The following is an 18,857-nucleotide window of genomic DNA, read 5'->3' as shown; positions in this document are numbered from 1 at the left end:
GTACGCAGCTTGCTAAGTAGAGCAGGGGCGCATCGGCAACATATCGAAACTCAACAAAACTTTTTTCTATATGTGACCTGTCGTGTGGGTCACCACTGTAGATAAGGAATTCAAATGCCTGTTATTACACTTCCTGACGGCAGTCAGCGTCACTTCGATCACCCTGTTTCCGTAATGGACATCGCCCGCGATATCGGCCCCGGCCTGGCAAAAGCCTGCATCGCTGGTCGCGTCAACGGTGAGTTGGTCGATGCCTGCGATCTGATCGAGAGCGACGCCACCGTCGCCATCATTACCGCCAAGGATCAGGAAGGGGTGGAGATCCTGCGTCACTCCTGCGCCCACCTACTGGGTCACGCCATCAAACAGCTGTGGCCGCAAACCAAGATGGCCATCGGCCCGGTGATCGACAACGGTTTCTATTACGACGTCGATTTGGATCATACGCTGACCCAGGACGATCTCGATCGCCTGGAAAAACGCATGCACGAGCTGGCGGAAAAAGATTACGACGTCATCAAGAAGAAAGTCAGCTGGCAGGAAGCGCGTGACGCCTTTGTCGCGCGGGATGAGTCATACAAAGTGGCCATCCTGGATGAAAACATCAGTCATGACGATAAGCCGGGTCTGTACCATCACGAAGAGTATGTTGACATGTGCCGTGGTCCGCACGTGCCGAACATGCGCTTCTGCCACCACTTTAAGTTGCAGAAGTCTTCCGGCGCCTATTGGCGTGGCGACAGCAACAACAAGATGTTGCAACGTATCTATGGTACCGCCTGGGCGGACAAGAAGCAGCTGAACGCCTATCTGCAACGTCTGGAAGAGGCCGCCAAGCGCGACCATCGTAAGATCGGTAAGCAGCTCGACCTGTATCACATGCAGGAAGAGGCGCCGGGCATGGTGTTCTGGCACAACGACGGTTGGACCATCTTCCGCGAGCTGGAAGCCTTTGTCCGAATGAAGCTGAAGGCATATCAGTATCAAGAGGTTAAGGGTCCGTTCATGATGGACCGCGTGCTGTGGGAGAAAACCGGTCACTGGGAAAACTACAAGGATGCGATGTTCACCACCTCGTCAGAGAACCGTGAATACTGCATCAAACCGATGAACTGCCCGGGACACGTGCAGATCTTCAACCAGGGGCTGAAGTCCTATCGTGACCTGCCGCTGCGTATGGCCGAGTTCGGCAGCTGCCACCGTAACGAGCCGTCTGGTTCGCTACATGGCCTGATGCGTGTGCGTGGCTTTACCCAGGACGATGCGCATATCTTCTGTACCGAAGAGCAGATCCGTGACGAAGTGAACAGCTGCATCAAGATGGTGTACGACATGTACAGCACCTTCGGCTTCGAGAAGATCGTGGTGAAACTCTCTACGCGTCCAGAGAAGCGCATCGGTAGCGACGAGATCTGGGACCGTGCCGAAGAGGACTTGGCCGCTGCGCTGGAAGAGAACGGTATCCCGTTCGAATACCAGCCAGGGGAGGGGGCGTTTTACGGGCCGAAGATCGAGTTTACGTTACATGACTGCTTGGATCGCGCCTGGCAGTGTGGTACCGTGCAGCTCGACTTCTCCCTGCCGGGCCGCCTGAACGCGTCCTATGTCGGTGAAAACAATGAGCGTGTGGTACCGGTGATGATTCACCGCGCCATCCTGGGCTCCATGGAGCGCTTCATCGGCATCTTGACCGAAGAGTTCGCCGGTTTCTTCCCGACTTGGTTAGCGCCGGTGCAGGCCGTGGTGATGAATATCACCGATTCTCAGGCTGAATATGTTGAAGAATTGAACAAAAAACTGCAGGCTGCAGGAATTCGCGCAAAATCAGACTTGAGAAACGAGAAGATTGGCTTTAAAATTCGCGAACATACTTTACGTCGTGTTCCTTATATGCTGGTTTGCGGCGACAAAGAAGTCGAAGCCGGTAAAGTGGCCGTGCGTACACGCCGTGGTAAAGACCTGGGCGTGATGAGCATCGACGACGTAATCGAGAAGCTGCTGCAAGAGATTCGCAGCCGTAGTCTTCATCAGTTGGAGGAATAAGGTATTAAAGGCGGAAAACGAGTTCAAACGGCGCGTCCTAATCGTATTAACGGGGAAATTCGCGCCCAAGAGGTTCGCTTGACAGGTGTGGATGGCGAGCAGATTGGTATTGTCAGTCTGAGAGAAGCTCTTGAGAAGGCCGAGGAAGCTGGCGTCGACCTGGTCGAAATCAGCCCTAACGCTGAACCGCCGGTTTGTCGTATCATGGATTACGGCAAATTCCTCTATGAGAAGAGTAAGGCTAGCAAAGAGCAGAAGAAGAAACAGAAAGTTGTCCAGGTGAAGGAAATCAAATTCCGTCCTGGCACCGATGATGGCGACTACCAGGTAAAACTCCGCAGCCTGGTTCGCTTTCTGGAAGATGGCGATAAAGCCAAGATCACCCTGCGTTTTCGCGGTCGTGAGATGGCGCACCAACAGATCGGTATTGAAGTGCTTAACCGCGTCAAGAACGATCTGAGTGAACTGGCCGTGGTCGAATCCTTCCCAACGAAGATCGAAGGCCGCCAGATGATCATGGTGCTCGCCCCCAAGAAGAAACAGTAAGGCTAGCAAGTAAGGGTTCCGCGGTATGCTTCGGTATCCGTGGAACCGTTCGCCTCACTGATTCGTTGTAATTAACAATGCGAAGTGGAAATCGAAATGCCTAAGATTAAAACTGTGCGTGGCGCGGCCAAGCGCTTTAAGAAAACCGCCGGTGGTGGTTTCAAGCGTAAACATGCTAACCTGCGTCATATTCTGACCAAAAAATCTACCAAGCGTAAGCGTCATCTGCGTCCAAAGTCTCAGGTCTCTAAAGGCGATCTGGGTCTGGTAGTCGCGTGCCTGCCGTACGCATAAGTAATTTTTTTTGAATCAAGAATAAGACTTTAGGAGAGAGCATATGGCTCGCGTAAAACGTGGTGTGATTGCCCGTGCACGTCACAAGAAAGTATTGAAGCAGGCGAAAGGCTACTACGGTGCCCGTTCGCGCGTATATCGTGTTGCCTTCCAGGCAGTGATCAAAGCAGGTCAGTACGCTTACCGTGACCGTCGTCAGCGTAAGCGTCAGTTCCGTCAGCTGTGGATCGCACGTATCAACGCAGCTGCTCGTCAGAATGGCATCTCTTACAGCCGTTTCATCAATGGTCTGAAGAAGGCCTCTGTTGAGATCGACCGTAAGATCCTGGCCGACATCGCTGTATTCGACAAAGTGGCGTTCAGCGCCCTGGTTGAAAAAGCGAAAGCGGCTCTGGCGTAAGTCAGATGAAAGAGGGAGCTTGCTCCCTCTTTTGCTGTCTGGCCATAGCGTGATTCACGCTGTCGCTAGGTTTAGCGGTTATACGAAATTTATTGACATTCTCTGGCGAGAGCTTTTCAATAGATGCAGAGTTTTCAATAAGTTCTGAATGTTCAAGGTAACGCAAGCATGAACGCTGCTATTTTCCGCTTCTTTTTTTACTTTAGCGCCTGATCGTCAGGAGGCTTTGCGCGTAAGAAAAGAAACGGAAAACAGCGCCAAAAGCCTCCCTCGTGGAGGCTTTTTTTTTAGCGCGGCGCCACGGCTCCGCAGACGAAGAGGGCGCGTGCCGTCATACGATGAGCTACTCATCGCTCAACATCGACCATCGGGCCATACTGGCCGGAAGAAGAGGAAATTCATGTCACATCTCGCCGAGTTGGTTGCCCAGGCGAAGGCAGCCGTAGAGAGTGCCCAGGATGTCGCCACGCTGGATAACGTGCGTGTCGAGTTCCTGGGTAAGAAGGGTCATTTAACCTTACAAATGACGTCGCTACGCGAGCTGCCGGCAGAAGAACGCCCGGCGGCCGGGGCGGTGATCAACCAGGCTAAGCAGGAGGTGCAGGAGGCGCTGAACGCCCGTAAGGCGGCGTTAGAAGCGGCGGCACTGAACGCACGTCTGGCCGAGGAGACCATCGATGTCTCCCTGCCGGGACGACGCATGGAGAATGGTGGCCTGCATCCGGTTACGCGGACTATCGAACGCATCGAATCCTTCTTCGCTGAATTGGGCTTCGCCGTGGCGACCGGTCCGGAGATCGAGGACGACTACCATAACTTCGATGCGCTGAACATTCCGGCGCATCACCCGGCCCGCGCCGATCACGATACCTTCTGGTTCGACGCCACGCGTCTACTGCGTACCCAGACTTCTGGTGTGCAGATCCGTACCATGCGTGATCAGCAGCCGCCGATCCGTATCATCGCGCCGGGTCGTGTCTATCGTAACGACTACGATCAGACGCATACTCCGATGTTCCATCAGATGGAAGGGCTGATCGTCGATAAAGACATTAGCTTCACCAACCTGAAAGGGACGTTGCATGACTTCCTGCGTAACTTCTTTGAGCAGGATCTCCAGATCCGTTTCCGTCCCTCTTATTTCCCCTTTACCGAACCCTCCGCCGAAGTGGATGTCATGGGTAAAAATGGTAAGTGGTTGGAGGTGCTGGGTTGCGGCATGGTGCACCCTAATGTCCTGCGCAACGTCGGCATCGATCCGCAGGTTTACTCCGGCTTCGCCTTCGGGATGGGCATGGAGCGTCTGACGATGTTACGTTACGGTGTCACCGATTTGCGCGCATTCTTCGAAAACGATCTGCGTTTCCTCAAACAGTTCAAATAAGGCGGGATTAACACATGAAATTCAGTGAACTTTGGTTGCGCGAGTGGGTGAATCCTGCCATTAACAGCGCGGCGCTGTCCGAACAAATCACCATGGCCGGTCTGGAAGTGGACGGCGTGGAGCCGGTAGCCGGGGCCTTCCACGGCGTCGTGGTCGGCGAAGTGGTCGAATGCCACCAACACCCGAACGCCGACAAGCTGCGAGTCACCAAGGTCAATGTCGGCGGCGAACGTCTGCTGGACATCGTCTGTGGCGCACCGAACTGTCGCCAGGGACTGCGTGTCGCGGTCGCCACCATCGGCGCGGTACTACCGGGCGACTTCAAGATCAAGGCGGCCAAACTGCGTGGTGAGCCTTCGGAAGGGATGCTGTGCTCCTTCTCTGAACTGGGGATTAGCGACGATCACAATGGCATCATCGAGCTGCCGGCGGATGCGCCGCTGGGTTGCGATCTGCGTGACTACCTGAAGCTGGACGATAACACCATCGAGATCAGCGTGACGCCGAACCGTGCCGACTGCCTCGGCATCCTCGGTATCGCCCGCGATGTAGCGGTGCTGAACGATCTGCCGCTGGCGGTCCCGGCGCAGGCGCCTGTCGAGGTCAGCATCGATGATCGCTTCCCGATCGAGGTGCAGGCGGCGGAAGCCTGCCCGCGTTATCTGGGCCGTGTGGTGCGCGGCATCGATGTGACGGCAAAGACGCCGTTGTGGATGAGCGAGAAGCTGCGCCGTTGTGGCATCCGCTCCATCGATGCGGTGGTCGACGTCACCAACTATGTCCTGTTAGAACTGGGACAGCCGATGCACGCCTTCGATCTCAACCGCCTGCAAGGTGGCATCGTGGTGCGTATGGCGCGTGAGGGGGAGACCCTGACCCTGCTGGATGGTAACCAAGCCACCTTGGCCAGCGATACCCTGGTGATTGCCGACCATCAGCAGCCGTTGGCGCTGGCTGGCATCTTCGGCGGAGAGCACTCCGGCGTCAACGGTGAAACCCGTGACGTGCTGTTAGAGTGCGCCTACTTTAATCCGCTGGCCATCACCGGGCGTGCTCGCCGTTACGGCCTGCACACCGATGCCTCACACCGCTATGAGCGTGGTGTCGATCCGCAGTTGCAACAGCGCGCGATGGAGCGAGCCACCGAACTGCTACTGGCGCTGTGTGGCGGCCAGGCCGGTCCGGTGATCGACGTGAGCAGCGACGCCTATCTGCCGCAGCCGGCGACCATCACCCTGCAACGCAGCAAGCTGGATCGTCTGATCGGTCATCCTATCAGCGATGAGCAGGTGTTGGCGATCCTGCAACGCCTGGGTTGCCAGGTGAACGTGGTCGAGGGTGGCTGGCAGGCGCTGGCGCCGAGCTGGCGCTTCGACATGACCATCGAAGAAGATTTGATCGAAGAGGTGGCGCGCGTTTACGGTTACAACAACATCCCGGACGTGCCGCTGCGCGCCGATCTGGTGATGACGGCACACCGCGAGGCGGATCTGCCGCTTAAGCGCGTGAAGACGCTGTTGGTGGACCGTGGCTATCAAGAGGCGATCACCTACAGCTTCGTCGACCCGAAAGTTCAGGCCTTGTTGCATCCGCAACAGCCGGCGCTGATCCTGCCGAGCCCGATCTCCGTCGACATGTCCGCGATGCGTTTGTCGCTATGGAGTGGTTTGCTGGGCGCGGTGGTGTATAACCAGAATCGCCAGCAGACCCGCGTGCGTCTGTTCGAAACTGGCCTGCGTTTTGTCCCGGACGAGCGTGCCAACCTGGGTATTCGCCAGGATATGATGCTGGCCGGGGTGATTGCCGGTCCGCGTAACGAAGAACATTGGGGGATGGAGCGTCAGGCCGTCGACTTCTATGATCTGAAGGGAGATCTGGAGGCGGTACTGGAGCTGACCGGTAAGCTGGATGAGGTACAGTTCCGCGCCGAGGCGCATGACGCACTGCATCCGGGGCAGAGTGCCGCGCTGTATCTGCAAGGCGAACGTATTGGTTTCATTGGGGTTGTACATCCTGAATTGGAGCGTAAACTCGATCTCAATGGTCGTACGGTGGTGTTCGAAGTGCGTTGGGATGCCCTGGCCGATCGCCGAATTCCGCAGGCGCGCGAGATTTCTCGCTACCCGGCGAACCGCCGTGATATCGCGGTTGTCGTGGCCGAAAACGTGCCGGCAGAAGAAGTTTTAGCCGAATGTAAGAAAGTTGGCGCAAATCAGGTAGTTGGCGTAAACTTATTTGACGTGTATTGTGGTAAGGGTGTTGCGGAGGGTTATAAGAGCCTTGCGATCAGTCTGGTGCTGCAGGATACCACGCGTACACTGGAAGAAGAGGAAATTGCCGCTACCGTCGCCAAATGTGTAGAGGCGTTAAAACAGCGATTCCAAGCATCCTTGAGGGATTAAACCTATGGCGCTTACAAAAGCTGAAATGTCTGAACACCTGTTTGAAAAGCTTGGGCTGAGTAAACGGGATGCCAAAGACCTCGTCGAGCTGTTTTTCGAAGAGATTCGCCGCGCCCTGGAGAATGGCGAGCAGGTGAAGTTGTCCGGTTTCGGCAACTTCGATCTGCGCGACAAGAACCAGCGGCCGGGGCGCAACCCGAAAACCGGGGAAGATATCCCGATTACGGCGCGCCGTGTGGTGACATTCCGTCCAGGGCAGAAGTTAAAGAGCCGGGTCGAGAACGCTACACCCAAGGACTAAATCAGGCAAACAGGACAAAAGGCCGCCTTTAGGTGGCCTTTTTCTTGCGACATTCAGCCGTTTGCGCGGCGCACACAGAGGCATTAACCATGCAAGTTAACGACAAAGTTAGCGTAAAGACGGATGGGGGGCCGCGCCGCATTGGGCGTATTCTGGCGTTGGAACCCTTTAGTGAGGGAACCATGTATCTGATCGCGCTGGAGGACTACCCGAATGGGATTTGGTTCTTTAACGAGATCGGCGGCGACCAGGGGATCTTTGTCGAACCCTATGACGATGATGCTCCCGTCTGACGACCCCTCCCATCTCAGCACGCTGCTGCGCCGCCAACGGCGTCATGATCGGCGACGTTTGTTGTGGTTAGCGTTGCTGTTGCTCGGTGCGTTACTGCTGGGCTTGAGCGCCGGCGACGTCTGGCTATGGCCGACGCGTTGGTTCTCCGCCCAGGGGCAACTCTTCGTCGGCCAGCTGCGCCTGCCGCGTATCTTGGCGGTGATGGCGGTCGGCGCCTCGCTGGCCGTCAGCGGCGCGGTGATGCAGGCCTTATTCGATAATCACTTGGCGGAGCCGGGGTTGCTGGGCGTCTCTAATGGCGCCGGTGTCGCCTTGGTGATCGCGGTGTTGTTGGGGCCGAGCATGTTGCCGCTCTGGCAATTGAGCGCCTTGGCCATCGTCGGTGCCTTGGGGGCGACCCTGTTGTTACTGTTGTTCGCGCGGAGCGGGCGGATCGATAACGCGCGTCTGTTGCTGATCGGTGTGGCGCTGGGTATCGCCTGTAGCGCCGTCATGACCTGGGCGGTCTATTTCAGCAGCAGTCTGGATCTCCGTCAGTTGCTCTACTGGCTGATGGGGGGCTTTAGCGGTGTCGATTGGCGTCAGAGCTGGTTGGTGGCGGCGCTATTACCGGTATTGTTGTGGTTACTGCGTTGCGGTGCGACGCTGGATCTGCTGGCGCTCGGGGAGCTGCCGGCGCGCCAGCTCGGCCTGGGGATGGCCTATTGGCGTAGCCTGCTGGTGTTGGCCATCGGCTGGCTGGTCGGGGTGAGCGTGGCCTTGGCCGGAGTGATCGGTTTTGTCGGGCTGGTGGTGCCGCATATGTTACGCCTATGGGGGATCACTGCGCATCGCAGGCTATTGCCCGCCTGCGCCTTGGCCGGTGCGGCGGTACTGTTGTTGGCGGACGTGGTGGCGCGGGTGGCGTTATTCTCCGCCGAGCTACCCATCGGGGTGGTGACGGCCTCCATCGGCGCGCCGCTGTTTATCTGGATGCTGCTGCGTCGCACGGCGGGGAGACGCGATGGCTGAGCCGATGTTGCGTATCGAGCGTCTGGCGGTGAGTGGGCGTTTGGCGCCCTTCGATGCCGAACTGGCCGCCGGGCGGCTGGTACATCTGATCGGCCCGAATGGGGCGGGTAAGAGTACACTCTTGCTACGGCTAGCCGGTCTCTTGGAGGGGCATGGGGAGGCGTGGCTGGAGGGGCAAGCACTGTTAGCGATGTCGAGTGCGCAGCAGGCGCGGCGGCGCGCCTGTCTGGTACAGCAGCAGTTACCGACCGGGTTGATGCCGGTCTTCGCCTACCTGGGATTGTATGCCCCGCGAGGAGCCTCGGCGGCGGCGTTGGATCAGCACTTAGCGTCGTTGAGCGCACGCCTGAGTCTGACGGACAAGCTGAGTCGGCCCTTGAGCCAGCTCTCCGGGGGAGAATGGCAGCGCGTACGCCTGGCGGCGGTGCTGCTCCAGATCTGGCCGACGCTCAATCCCTCTGCGCGTTTGCTGCTATTGGATGAGCCGATGAGCGGCTTGGATATCCGCCAACAGGCGGCGTTGGATGGGCTACTCGCCGAGTTATGCGGCCATGGCATCACGGTGATTGCCAGTGCCCATGATCTGAATCACACCTTGTTTCATGCCGATGAGGTGTGGATGGTCGGGCAGGGGCGGGTATTGGCGCAGGGGCCGACCTCGACGGTGATGCAGTTGGCGGCGTTGAGTGACTTGTTCGGCGTCCCCTTTACCCGCGCGCGCGGCGGTGATCGCGACTGGCTCTACTATCAATCGTGTTAAAAAAGCTTGACCGACGCGCCGCTTTTGTCATGATTTAGCGGTGGCTGCCATCGCGGTATCGCTTGATTCGGCAGCAGAAAACGCCTTGTTCATTCCATTTGCCGGCTCGTCGTCGGGCCAGAGGCAATCGCGGCATCACAGAGGTTCTAGGGAGATGAGTCGACTGGCATCGAGATATCGCTACGGATTATTGTGTGGCATCGCGTTATTCCTTGCGGGCTGTAGCAGCCAACACCGCACCGCGCCAACCAGCACGCGACTGGGCGATCCCATCATGGTGGTCGCGCAGTTGAATGATCAATTGCAGCAGTGGCATGGCGCGCCTTATCGCTATGGCGGCTTGGAGCGCAACGGCGTCGACTGTTCCGGCTTTGTCTACCGTACCTTCCGTGATCGTTTCGCCATTCAGCTGCCGCGCACCACGCAGGAGCAAACTGCATTAGGAACCCGCGTCGCCCGCGCCGATCTGCTGCCTGGCGACCTGGTCTTCTTCCGCACGGGGCGGGGGGAGAATGGATTACATGTGGGGATCTACGATACCGACGATACCTTCATTCACGCCTCTACCTCACAGGGTGTAACGCGCTCCTCGCTGGATAACGTCTACTGGCGTAATGTCTACTGGCAGGCTCGCCGCCTGTAACCTCATCAAGGGCGCGAAGCCAGCGGTTGTGCTACCGGCTTCGCGTTCGTCCTCTCACGCATCCTGATCGCGCTGTGTGCCCAGCGTCGTGTCGCCGTTGGCGCTAGGCGTAGACGCCTCGTAGCCTCTTCGCGTGGCGACCCGGTCGTTTATCGCTCAGCGTGCGCCGCAAACGACGTGCTACCTCATCGAGGGTGAATAGCGGCGGCGGAATGCGCGCCGCCGGGTAACGTTACAGCAGCGGGGCCGCCTGGGGGAAGGCGTGCTGCAATTGCGCACGCGTCGGCGCGCCATCGGGGCCCGGACGGCTGACCACATAGGCGGCGACGCGGTTACCGAGATCGACGGCCTGGTGTAACGTGAGGCCGAGCGCTAGACCGGCCAGCACGCCGCCGCAATGCGCGTCGCCCGCGCCGATGGTATCGGCCACCTGCACCGCATAGGCGGGCAGATGGCTCTGCCCACCCTCGGGGCTGCACAACCAGGCACCGTTGGCATCGAGACGACAGATGAGGTGGATGGCATGACGCCGGGCGAAGTCGGCTGCCGCCGCGACCGGATCACCCTCTCCGCACAGCTGTGCGATCTCGTCACGATTCAGGGTCAACACGCTGCCGGCGGGGAGCCGATCCCAGAGTTCCGGCGGGCAAGGCGGGTAGCCGCGGTCCCGGATCCAACAGCAGAGTGCAATGCGCGGGCAAGCGGTATAGCCAGTCACGCAGCGCCTGGCAATGCGCCTCCGCCAGCTCATAACCGCTCAGATAGACCAACGCCCCTGGCGGCAGGGGAAGATGAGCCAGTTGCTCGTGGGACCAATGGGTTTCACAGCCGGCGATGCTGATGAAGGTACGCTCGCCGTCCGCCTCGACACAGGCCAGGCACCAGCCGTTGTCTCGCTGGGAGTCACGCAGCAATACCGGTAGTGCCAAGGCCGCCATCGCCTGTTCGGCGAGGGCACCCCAAGGGCCATTGCCGACCGGCATGCCATTGATCACCGGTAAGTCGAGGCGGCGCAGGGCGCGCGCCACGTTAAAGGCACAACCTCCGATGGCGCGCCCACCTTCCTCGGCCGCGATATCTTCGCCACGCAGCGGCAGACGGGGCAGCGTCAGGATCAGGTCGCCGATGGCGCCGCCGATCACTAACACCGGGCGAGGGGTCATCAAGGCCGTCATGCGCGCCCCCGTAGCGTGACCAGTAGGCTATAGCTCACCAGGCTGATCAGGAAGGCGACGAACAGTCCCAGGCTGGAGTCGGCGAAGACGCCGTATGCCAGGGGGCCGTCAATAAAGCCGGTACGCGTCACCATTAGGCCGCCCAGGGCACCGAACAGCCAACAGAGCAACGGGCCGACGCGCACGCCGGCGTTGGGACCTTGTAGATCGAACAGTTGACTATCCTGATAGCCTTGATGGCGCCGTAGGCAGACGTAATCCACCAGGAAGATGGCCTCCCAGGCGGCGAGGAATACGCCGCAGCATAGCAGGAAGGCGATGAACGGCCCCATGAAGTCGCCGGCGACGAACAAGATATACAGCGCGATACCCAACACGATCAGCGCATCGAGCGTCACCGCCCAGATTTGGCGAATGCGCACCCCGATGGTCAACAGGTTGAGGCTGGCGGAGTAGAGGCTGAGGACGGCGATGGTCACGATACCGGCGGTGGCGGCCAGTAGATAGGGGATGGCCATCCACGGCGGCAGCACCGAGCCGATCAGGGCGATCGGGTTTTCCGCCGCCGCCAGATCGGGCAGTCGGGCAGAAAGCAGGATACCGGCCAACATTAATAGGCAGAGCGGCAGGGCGGCTCCACCGCTGACGGCGGCGAAGATATGGCTATTCTTGCTCTTGGCCGACTGGTAGCGACTGTAATCCGCCCCGGCGATGGCCCAACTGATGCCGGTCCCGGCGGCGATCACCGAGACGGCCGGTAGGAAGGCGGTTAACCAGTCACCGCTGGGCATGGCCAATACCGTTTGCCAAGGGGTGGTAAACAGGATATAGCCGACCACGATCAGCGTCATGCTGCCGAAGATGCGAGTAAACCAACGCTGAATAGCGACCACGGCGGCTTGACCGAGGAGGCTGACGGCGATCGCTAACCCGGCGAACAGGACCAGACAGAGTAGGGTCAGGCCATGGCCGCTCGGTAGACCACAGGCTTGTAGCAAGGCCGCCAGGGTCAAGGTGCCGGTAATGATATTCACCGCCTCCCAACCCATCAGGTTGATCCAGCTGAATAGCGTGGGGGCGATGTTGCCACGGATACCGAAGATGGCGCGGGAGAGGGTCAGGGTGGAGGTACGGCCGATCTTACCGGCGAAGCTGAAGTAACCGACCAGGCAGAAACTCAATACACCGAGTAGCGCGGCCAGAATGGCTTGGATGAAAGAGAGACCGAAGCTGACGATGATGGCGCCGTAGACGACCCCGAGAATCCCGATGTTCGCCGCCGACCAGACCCAAAACAGCTCACTGGGGGTACTGCGGCAGGCCGCTTCGGGAACTCGATCGATACCGATCTCCTCGACTTGCCAGGCCGAATTCGCGTTAGTGTCACTCATTATTCAAATCACTCCCTGTTGTTGACGCGTGCTAACACACCGTAACCAGTTGTCGACCCCCTTCCCGTGTGACGGCGCCGCGCAGCGGAGGGGGAAAATCCATGCGCGCACAGTCTACTGATCCCACTTAAGGATGCCAATATAAAACCATCAAGAAACATAATGAGAGAGGCGCCGGCAGGCCGGCGCGGGAGAGAGCCTCAACGGCGGAGATGGATCTGGGGCTCGCCACTCTCGGGGTGGCGTCCAGCGACGAGATCGGCCTGATACCAACGGCTGAGCAGCGCCGGGTCCAATACCTGTTCCGGCGGGCCGTTGGCGACCAGTTCACCGTGATGCAGCAGTAGGATACGGTCGGCATACAGCGCCGCTAAGTTGAGATCGTGCAGGATGCAACAGACCGCGAGTGGCTCACGCCGTGTCATCCCGTGTAACAGGCGCAACAGTTGTTGCTGATGGTAGAGATCGAGCGCCGAGGTCGGTTCGTCGAGGAACAGCCAGCGCGGCTGGGGATCGGGTTGCCATAACTGCGCCAGGGCGCGTGCCAATTGCACCCGTTGCTGCTCACCGCCGGAGAGGGTGCGGTAGTCACGGTCGGCCAACGGCAGGCAGCCACTCTGCTGCATTACCCGCTGCAGCGCCTGGGGATGATGCCCGGTGGGACAGGGCGCCCGTCCCATGGCGATCACCTCGCGTACGCTGAAGGGAAAGGCCAGCGCGCTATGCTGGCGCATCACCGCCCGACGGCGCGCCAACTGTTGGGCGGGCCAGTCGGCGAGATCGCGTCCCAGCAGGGTGCAGCGTCCCGCATCAGGGTGTAGATAACCGGCCAACAATCGCATTAGGGTAGACTTTCCGGCCCCGTTGGGGCCGATGATCGCCACCAGTTCGCCACAGGCCAGGCTCAACGAGACCCGATCGATCAGGGTGCGCCCGTTCGCGTGCAGGGTGATCTGCTCTGCGCGTAAGGTTGGGTCATGCGCCATGAGTTATCTCCCGATAACGTAATATCAACCAGAGAAAATAGGGACCGCCGAGCAGACTGGTTAGCATGCCGACCGGCATCTCCGCTGGCGCGGCCAAGGTACGCGCCAGGGTATCGGCCAGTAACAACAGGCAGGCACCGCCGAGCGCCGAGCAGGGCAGCAACCAGCGGTGGTCGGCACCCAGGCGGAGACGGAACAGATGAGGCACCACCAGACCGATGAAGCCGATGACGCCGCTGACGGCGACGGCGGCCCCGACCAACAGCGCACTGAGCAGCAGTAGCAGGCGTTTAGTGCGCGCCACATCGAGGCCGAGGTAGTGCGCCTCCTCGTCGCCGAGTTGCAGCAGGTTGAGGCGCTGGGCGAGGGTCAAGGTGTAGAGGCAAGCGGGCAAGATCAGCAGGGCGCAGGCGGCGAGGGTATGCCACTCACCGCGTGACAAGCTGCCCATGCTCCACAGGGTGAATTGGCGCAGTTGCTGATCGTCGCTCAGGTAGCTCAAGACGCCGACCAGGGCGAAGCAGAGTGCATTGATGGCGATCCCCGCGAGCAACAGGCGTGACAGTGTCACTGATGCGCCGCGACTGAGCAGATAGATCAGCAACGAGATGACCAGGCTACCGGTGAAAGCGGCCAGCATCTGCGCATACAGCGCCAGCAGCGGTGTCAACGCCAAGGGGAGAACGATGGTCAAGGCTACGCTCAGCGCGGCGCCACTACTGATCCCCAGCAACGCCGGATCGGCCAGCGGGTTACGGAATAGCCCCTGCATGATGGCGCCGGAGACCGCCAGCGCCATGCCGATGAGTAACGCCAGCAGGATGCGCGGTAGGCGGATATTGAGCCAGATCTGCCACTGGAGGGCATCCCCGTCGCGCAGCAGCGCGACGGGGGATAGGCGCAGGGCGCCGAGGTGCGCGGAGAGCGCCAAGGTCACCAGCAACAGGGCACACAAGAGCGCCAAGGTTCGGCGCGGCGAGCGATGCGTCATGGGTGTTGCGCCTGTGAGGCCGCCTGATGCAGCGCCGCCAGCGCATCCGGTGTGCCGAGGGTGAAACCGAGCAGCGCCATGTCATCTACGACCAATACGCGCCGGTGACGGGCGGCGGGCGTCTGGGCCAAACCGGGAAGGTTCCAGACCCGCTCGCTGCCGCCGAGTGCGGCGGCACCATCACGCGTCAGCAGGATCAGATCCGGTTGTGCGGCGATCACCCCCTCCTGAGACAACGGGCGGTAACGGTTGAAGCCCTGCATGGCATTCTGCGCCCCGGCGGCCCGAATGATGGCATCGGCGGCGGTCTGTTGCCCGGCTGCCATCGGTGACATGCCGTTATGGCTCAGGATAAACAACACGCGGCTGGCGAGCGGTGTGCGAGGCACCGCCGCCAAACGCCGCTGGTAGTCGGCGATCAGCGCCTGGCCTTCGCGTTGGCGCCCGAGAGCCTCGGCCAGCTGGCGGATCTTGACCTCGACGGCGTCTAACGAGTTGGCACCGTCGATCTGGGTGAGTGGCACGCCGACCTCTTGGATCTGCTTCAGCGCCAGAGCCGGTTGCGCCTGATCGCTGGCTAACACCCGTGTCGGTTTCAGCGCCAGGATCCCCTCGGCATTTAACTGACGCATGTAGCCGACATCGGGGAGGGCGTTAACGGCAGCGGGATGGGTGCTGGTACTGTCGCGCGCCACCACCTGATCGCCAGCGCCGAGCGCGAAGACGATTTCGGTTACATCGCCACCGATGGTCACTAGACGTTCGGCGGCCTGACTGCCGACGCTAAACAGCGCCAGCAGACACAGGGCATGACGGAGGCGTGGTCTCATGCCGGTACCTCCGTCAGCGCTGCCAGTGCCGCCAGTTGCTCACGCCAACGCGGTTGCTCGGAGTTGCCTTCGGTACGCTGGCCGAACAGTTGGGCGATTTGGCTACCGTCGGCGGCAAACAGCTCCAGGCTGCTGACGATGCCGTCGCGGGTGGGTTTACGCGTGACCCAACTGCTGGCGATGGCGGGCGCTTGTAAATGCAGGGTGAAGCGTGGGTTGAACACGTTGAGCCACTGCTGGTGGGTCGTCACCTGCGCGATCTGACCGGTGAAGATCTGTACACAGCCGCGATTGCCGACGAAGATCATGATCTCATTCTGATCGTGCCGGGCTTGCTCCAGGATCTGCTGCAATGCGCCATTGTCGACCGGGTAGGCCAGATCGTCGGCGATGGCGGCGAAGGCTTGCTGACGGGTGACACCGTGGCGGCGGAGTAGCGGGAAGAACTGATGGACATCCGTCATTGCGCGCCATTCACGCTCCAACGCGGCGCTATCGACGGTGGGCATGGCTGCGGAGGCGGCGGGTGGCGGCGTTGTGCCATTGGGGAAGGCGGGGTTTTCCGGGCTGGCGAAACGCTCGACCAGTGCCTGCCACGCGTCCATGTCACTCTGTTCGGTCGCATAGATCTTATGTACGGCGTCGCCGTATTGATCGAAACACTGCAGGCTGAGGCGTTCACCGCGCGCGCTCTGTTCGCACAGGGCGAAGACGCTATGCCAATGTTGCAGGAACAGGCGTAGGTCCAGCTCACGCGGGTTAAGGATCAGGCCGCCGTGTTCACTCAGACTCAGATTGGTGTAACGCCCCAGATGTTCATGCACGGCATATTCGTTGCGCGTGATGGCCTTAATTTCACCCAGCGCCGCACAGGCCTCGAGCAGGGTAGCGGCATCGACCTGGAGGCGGCGGGCATCGTGGCCGACGCGCGCTCGGGTCAGTTCGCCTTCGCTGACGCCTAAGTGTTGCGCCAGATCGCGTGCATAGCGTTGTGGCTGTTGTTGGCGGGCTTCCAGATAGCGTGTATACAGGGCATGACTCATGGGATGACTCTTCCTTCGTTGATTAGCGTGCAGGTGAACGTGGGCCGTGTCGACGGCCCTGATTATTATTGGGTTACCACTGGTAGCTCAGCAGCAGACGGGCGCCGCGCCCATCTTGTAACGCACCGTTCGGCGCGTAATAGGTCTTGTCGAGCGCGTTACTGAGTACCGCCGTGGCGCTAAAGGCGCCACCCGTTGCCGCGCCACGGTAGCTGAGATAGAGATCGTTGACGCCGTAGCCCGCCTGCGGCTGGCTGCGTGGGCCATAGTGATGGAATGGGGCGGCGAAGGTCCCGATCCAACCGACGGAGAAGCCACTATGAGCCAGCGGGACGTCTAGGTGGTTGGTGATCGTGTCCGGCGTCCCGTTGGCGATCCATTCACCGGTACGGCTATTCTTGCCGCGGGTGTGGTTATAGGCAGAGCGCCAGCTGAAGGCGTCACTCTGGTAGTCTAGACTCATGTCCCAGCCCCACAGCTTGACATCGCTGACGTTGACCGAGGTGGTATATCCCTTAGCTGCATTTACGTCGATATCGATATAGTCCTTGGCGCGGGTACCGAAGTAGCTGGACTTGAACTGGAGCGTGTCACCATCGCTCACCAGATCATCGAAGCGCAACCCGAATCCGGCCTCCTGGGTGGCATTACTCTCCGGGCGCAGATTGGGGTTGGGGCGCCAGTAGTTGGTGAAAGGGCCGATGCGGAAGTGAATGGCATCGTTGTACATTTCGCCGATGGTCGGGGCGCGAAACGCCTGGGCATAGCTGGCGAACAGCATCAACCAGTCGGCGGGGGTGACGGTCAACGCGGCACGCGATGACCATTTATCGGCATTGATGTCGCCATATTGGTCGTTATGCGCCCGATAGCTGTCGTAGCGTGCGCCAGCGACTAGGCTGACGGGGAGATCGCGCAAGGTGATCTCATCCTGTAGCCAGCCGGAGGCGAACCGGATGTCGGCCTGCGGGTAGCTGCCTGCGTTGCCGCCGGGTTTCTGGCTCTGGCGATAGGTCTCGCCGCCGTAGGTCAGCAGATGGGCCGCAGACGAGTCACTCAGCAGACGTGAGCGGTTTTCCAGGCGCAGGCCGGTGGTTCGTTGCGTGCGGCGCTCATCGTGTTCCCCCTTGGGGTTGGCCGTGATGTTGACATCGGAGTAGTAGGGGCGCAGCGTGGCATCCAACCATGGCTGTTCGCTCGGCCGTAGACGGTACTCCAGTTGAATATCGCGCTGACGCGTGTCGCGATCGGTCATGACGTTGTTGGCGGAGGGGGCGATCTCTTGCGGATTTTTCGGCTCACGCGCCGCATTGTCATAATAGCGGAGGCTGGCGCGCAGAGACTGGGCCGCGTCGATCTGCCAGCTGCCCTTGGCCAGCAGGTCGCCGATCACCTCACGGTTGGCGGCACGCTGACCCGCGCCGAGGCGCAGATCGCCCCGTTGCCGGGTGCTGAAGGAGAGCAGCCCATCCAGGGTGTCGCTCTTGGCGTAGGCGCTGGCGCCCATACCCAGGCTGCTATCCTGGCTGCCGCCGCTGGCGAACAGGCGGTAGCCGCTCGTTTTCCCCGGCGCCAGCAGATCGGCGGCATCCACCGTCTGGTAGGCGATGACGCCCCCCAGGGCCCCGCTGCCATACAGCAGGGCGCCGGGGCCGCGAACCACCTCGACGCGTTTGATTAACGCCGGATCGAGGAAGGTACCGTTTAGGTGCCCGCTATCAACGCCCTGACGCACACCATCCACCAGCACCAAGATGCCTCGATTATCGTAGCCCCGCAGGGTGATGTCCTGACCATTGCTCCGGCCAACCCCGCTCAGCGTCAGGCCGGGCACGGCCCGCAGCATCTCCGGCGCCGAGGCGGCGCTGCTGGCAACCGGATCATGGCTATCGATGACGCTGATCATCATCGGGGCGCTAAAGCTATCGCGTTGGTTACCGGTAGCGACGACCGTCATCGTATCGTTGTGGCTCGGTGCCGCCTGTAGCGCCATCGGCGTCAGTAGGATGCTGGCGATGGCCAGAGTGAGCGGACGTAAGGCGGGGCGGGAAAGTGGGGGCATGGCTCAACACTCCAAATGTAATCACGGCATTGGGATGCTGGCTGCCTTGCCACACCGTATCGGGTGGGCTGGGTGGCTGGCAAAAAATCGAGGTGCACGATGGTGCGGGAACTACTTGGTCAGGATCAGCTTGCCTGAACGCGTCTGACGCAACTGGTAATGCTCTCCCTGGTGGCTGATGATCACTCGGCCATCCCGACCGAGTAGGAGATGACTGGCGATGATCGCTCCGGGCATTGAGAGCGGCTCTGGCGTTGTTTTGCTACGCACTGAATCGAGATTCACTTTTTCCATAATCGCG

19 protein-coding genes, 1 pseudogene and 1 other annotated feature are annotated in these 18,857 nt (G+C 60.3%); of the genes and pseudogenes, 12 read left to right on the top strand and 8 right to left on the bottom strand.

Annotation, left to right across the window (positions count from 1 at the left end; genetic code table 11):
* Positions 1-114: 114 nt before the first annotated feature.
* The 12 genes from thrS (at position 115) to DCL27_RS08655 (ending at position 10,078) form a co-directional block, all read left to right on the top strand.
* Complete coding sequence (gene thrS, locus DCL27_RS08710; protein WP_005293637.1) at positions 115-2,043, top strand: threonine--tRNA ligase; 1,929 nt, start codon at positions 115-117, stop codon at positions 2,041-2,043.
* Positions 2,044-2,046: 3 nt separating this feature from the next.
* Positions 2,047-2,589: a translation initiation factor IF-3 gene (gene infC, locus DCL27_RS08705; RefSeq protein ID WP_071523971.1), complete on the top strand. Its 543-nt coding sequence runs from the start codon at positions 2,047-2,049 to the stop codon at positions 2,587-2,589.
* A 96-nt stretch (positions 2,590-2,685) separates the two neighbouring features.
* Positions 2,686-2,883, top strand: coding sequence for a 50S ribosomal protein L35 (rpmI, locus tag DCL27_RS08700; protein WP_005293643.1), 198 nt, complete (start codon positions 2,686-2,688; stop codon positions 2,881-2,883).
* Positions 2,884-2,926: 43 nt separating this feature from the next.
* Positions 2,927-3,283, top strand: a complete 357-nt coding sequence (rplT, locus tag DCL27_RS08695) for a 50S ribosomal protein L20 (RefSeq protein ID WP_005285808.1) — start codon at positions 2,927-2,929, stop codon at positions 3,281-3,283.
* Between the two features lie 163 nt (positions 3,284-3,446).
* Positions 3,447-3,572: a sequence feature (Phe leader region), on the top strand.
* Positions 3,452-3,496 carry a pheST operon leader peptide PheM gene (gene pheM / locus DCL27_RS08690; protein ID WP_106120997.1) on the top strand — a complete coding sequence of 15 codons (45 nt, stop codon included), beginning with the start codon at positions 3,452-3,454 and terminating at the stop codon, positions 3,494-3,496. It overlaps the preceding feature by 45 nt.
* A 111-nt stretch (positions 3,573-3,683) precedes the next feature.
* Positions 3,684-4,667, top strand: a complete 984-nt coding sequence (pheS, locus tag DCL27_RS08685) for a phenylalanine--tRNA ligase subunit alpha (protein ID WP_005293646.1) — start codon at positions 3,684-3,686, stop codon at positions 4,665-4,667.
* A gap of 14 nt (positions 4,668-4,681) precedes the next feature.
* Positions 4,682-7,069 (top strand): phenylalanine--tRNA ligase subunit beta, encoded by a 2,388-nt coding sequence (pheT, locus tag DCL27_RS08680; RefSeq protein WP_005285816.1) that lies wholly within the window; start codon positions 4,682-4,684, stop codon positions 7,067-7,069.
* Between the two features lie 4 nt (positions 7,070-7,073).
* Positions 7,074-7,370 (top strand): integration host factor subunit alpha, encoded by a 297-nt coding sequence (gene ihfA, locus DCL27_RS08675; protein ID WP_005285818.1) that lies wholly within the window; start codon positions 7,074-7,076, stop codon positions 7,368-7,370.
* A gap of 89 nt (positions 7,371-7,459) precedes the next feature.
* The gene (dsrB, locus tag DCL27_RS08670) at positions 7,460-7,663 is read left to right on the top strand and encodes a protein DsrB (protein ID WP_035597723.1); all 204 of its coding nucleotides are present in this window, start codon (positions 7,460-7,462) and stop codon (positions 7,661-7,663) included.
* Positions 7,650-8,675, top strand: coding sequence for a vitamin B12 ABC transporter permease BtuC (gene btuC / locus DCL27_RS08665; RefSeq protein WP_035597721.1), 1,026 nt, complete (start codon positions 7,650-7,652; stop codon positions 8,673-8,675). The genes dsrB and btuC overlap by 14 nt, the downstream gene beginning before the upstream one ends.
* Entirely contained in the window at positions 8,668-9,435 is a 768-nt protein-coding gene (btuD, locus tag DCL27_RS08660; protein WP_005293654.1) for a vitamin B12 ABC transporter ATP-binding protein BtuD, read from the top strand. Before btuC ends, btuD begins: the two co-directional genes overlap by 8 nt.
* Before the next feature lie 154 nt (positions 9,436-9,589).
* A complete protein-coding gene (locus DCL27_RS08655; protein ID WP_047059929.1) occupies positions 9,590-10,078 on the top strand; it encodes an NlpC/P60 family protein in 489 nt (162 codons plus the stop codon).
* 232 nt (positions 10,079-10,310) lie between these two features.
* Here DCL27_RS08655 and DCL27_RS17720 read toward each other — a convergent pair.
* The 8 genes and pseudogenes from DCL27_RS17720 to hemP form a co-directional block, all read right to left on the bottom strand.
* A pseudogene (locus tag DCL27_RS17720) lies at positions 10,311-11,253 on the bottom strand (PfkB family carbohydrate kinase).
* Complete coding sequence (locus tag DCL27_RS08645; protein WP_005285834.1) at positions 11,250-12,644, bottom strand: purine-cytosine permease family protein; 1,395 nt, start codon at positions 12,642-12,644, stop codon at positions 11,250-11,252. The pseudogene DCL27_RS17720 and the gene DCL27_RS08645 overlap by 4 nt, the downstream one beginning before the upstream one ends.
* A gap of 200 nt (positions 12,645-12,844) precedes the next feature.
* The gene (locus DCL27_RS08640; RefSeq protein WP_035597716.1) at positions 12,845-13,630 is read right to left on the bottom strand and encodes a heme ABC transporter ATP-binding protein; all 786 of its coding nucleotides are present in this window, start codon (positions 13,628-13,630) and stop codon (positions 12,845-12,847) included.
* Positions 13,620-14,621 (bottom strand): FecCD family ABC transporter permease, encoded by a 1,002-nt coding sequence (locus DCL27_RS08635; RefSeq protein ID WP_005285838.1) that lies wholly within the window; start codon positions 14,619-14,621, stop codon positions 13,620-13,622. Before DCL27_RS08635 ends, DCL27_RS08640 begins: the two co-directional genes overlap by 11 nt.
* On the bottom strand, positions 14,618-15,451 hold the full coding sequence (locus tag DCL27_RS08630; protein WP_005285840.1) for a heme/hemin ABC transporter substrate-binding protein: 834 nt from the start codon (positions 15,449-15,451) through the stop codon (positions 14,618-14,620). The genes DCL27_RS08635 and DCL27_RS08630 overlap by 4 nt, the downstream gene beginning before the upstream one ends.
* A complete protein-coding gene (locus DCL27_RS08625) occupies positions 15,448-16,494 on the bottom strand; it encodes a hemin-degrading factor (protein ID WP_035597714.1) in 1,047 nt (348 codons plus the stop codon). Before DCL27_RS08625 ends, DCL27_RS08630 begins: the two co-directional genes overlap by 4 nt.
* A 73-nt stretch (positions 16,495-16,567) precedes the next feature.
* Positions 16,568-18,556 (bottom strand): TonB-dependent hemoglobin/transferrin/lactoferrin family receptor, encoded by a 1,989-nt coding sequence (locus tag DCL27_RS08620; RefSeq protein WP_109691526.1) that lies wholly within the window; start codon positions 18,554-18,556, stop codon positions 16,568-16,570.
* Between the two features lie 111 nt (positions 18,557-18,667).
* Positions 18,668-18,850 carry a hemin uptake protein HemP gene (hemP, locus tag DCL27_RS08615; RefSeq protein ID WP_005285846.1) on the bottom strand — a complete coding sequence of 61 codons (183 nt, stop codon included), beginning with the start codon at positions 18,848-18,850 and terminating at the stop codon, positions 18,668-18,670.
* Positions 18,851-18,857: the final 7 nt, after the last annotated feature.

Origin of the sequence: Edwardsiella tarda ATCC 15947 = NBRC 105688 (assembly GCF_003113495.2) — a bacterium.
Taxonomy (GTDB): domain Bacteria; phylum Pseudomonadota; class Gammaproteobacteria; order Enterobacterales; family Enterobacteriaceae; genus Edwardsiella; species Edwardsiella tarda.
The sequence above is the reverse complement of the archived record's forward strand: the minus strand, read 5'-3'. Positions and strand labels throughout refer to the sequence as shown.

Bases quoted from the DNA above. Each gene is read 5' to 3' on its own strand.
- ihfA (WP_005285818.1), top strand. From the start codon at position 7,074: ATGGCGCTTACAAAAGCTGAAATGTCTGAACACCTGTTTGAAAAGCTT.
- DCL27_RS08640 (WP_035597716.1), bottom strand. From the start codon at position 13,630: ATGGCGCATGACCCAACCTTACGCGCAGAGCAGATCACCCTGCACGCG.
- DCL27_RS08635 (WP_005285838.1), bottom strand. From the start codon at position 14,621: ATGACGCATCGCTCGCCGCGCCGAACCTTGGCGCTCTTGTGTGCCCTG.
- DCL27_RS08630 (WP_005285840.1), bottom strand. From the start codon at position 15,451: ATGAGACCACGCCTCCGTCATGCCCTGTGTCTGCTGGCGCTGTTTAGC.
- rpmI (WP_005293643.1), top strand. From the start codon at position 2,686: ATGCCTAAGATTAAAACTGTGCGTGGCGCGGCCAAGCGCTTTAAGAAA.
- DCL27_RS08620 (WP_109691526.1), bottom strand. From the start codon at position 18,556: ATGCCCCCACTTTCCCGCCCCGCCTTACGTCCGCTCACTCTGGCCATC.
- pheT (WP_005285816.1), top strand. From the start codon at position 4,682: ATGAAATTCAGTGAACTTTGGTTGCGCGAGTGGGTGAATCCTGCCATT.
- dsrB (WP_035597723.1), top strand. From the start codon at position 7,460: ATGCAAGTTAACGACAAAGTTAGCGTAAAGACGGATGGGGGGCCGCGC.
- DCL27_RS08655 (WP_047059929.1), top strand. From the start codon at position 9,590: ATGAGTCGACTGGCATCGAGATATCGCTACGGATTATTGTGTGGCATC.
- rplT (WP_005285808.1), top strand. From the start codon at position 2,927: ATGGCTCGCGTAAAACGTGGTGTGATTGCCCGTGCACGTCACAAGAAA.
- pheS (WP_005293646.1), top strand. From the start codon at position 3,684: ATGTCACATCTCGCCGAGTTGGTTGCCCAGGCGAAGGCAGCCGTAGAG.
- btuC (WP_035597721.1), top strand. From the start codon at position 7,650: ATGCTCCCGTCTGACGACCCCTCCCATCTCAGCACGCTGCTGCGCCGC.
- DCL27_RS08645 (WP_005285834.1), bottom strand. From the start codon at position 12,644: ATGAGTGACACTAACGCGAATTCGGCCTGGCAAGTCGAGGAGATCGGT.
- DCL27_RS08625 (WP_035597714.1), bottom strand. From the start codon at position 16,494: ATGAGTCATGCCCTGTATACACGCTATCTGGAAGCCCGCCAACAACAG.
- btuD (WP_005293654.1), top strand. From the start codon at position 8,668: ATGGCTGAGCCGATGTTGCGTATCGAGCGTCTGGCGGTGAGTGGGCGT.
- hemP (WP_005285846.1), bottom strand. From the start codon at position 18,850: ATGGAAAAAGTGAATCTCGATTCAGTGCGTAGCAAAACAACGCCAGAG.
- thrS (WP_005293637.1), top strand. From the start codon at position 115: ATGCCTGTTATTACACTTCCTGACGGCAGTCAGCGTCACTTCGATCAC.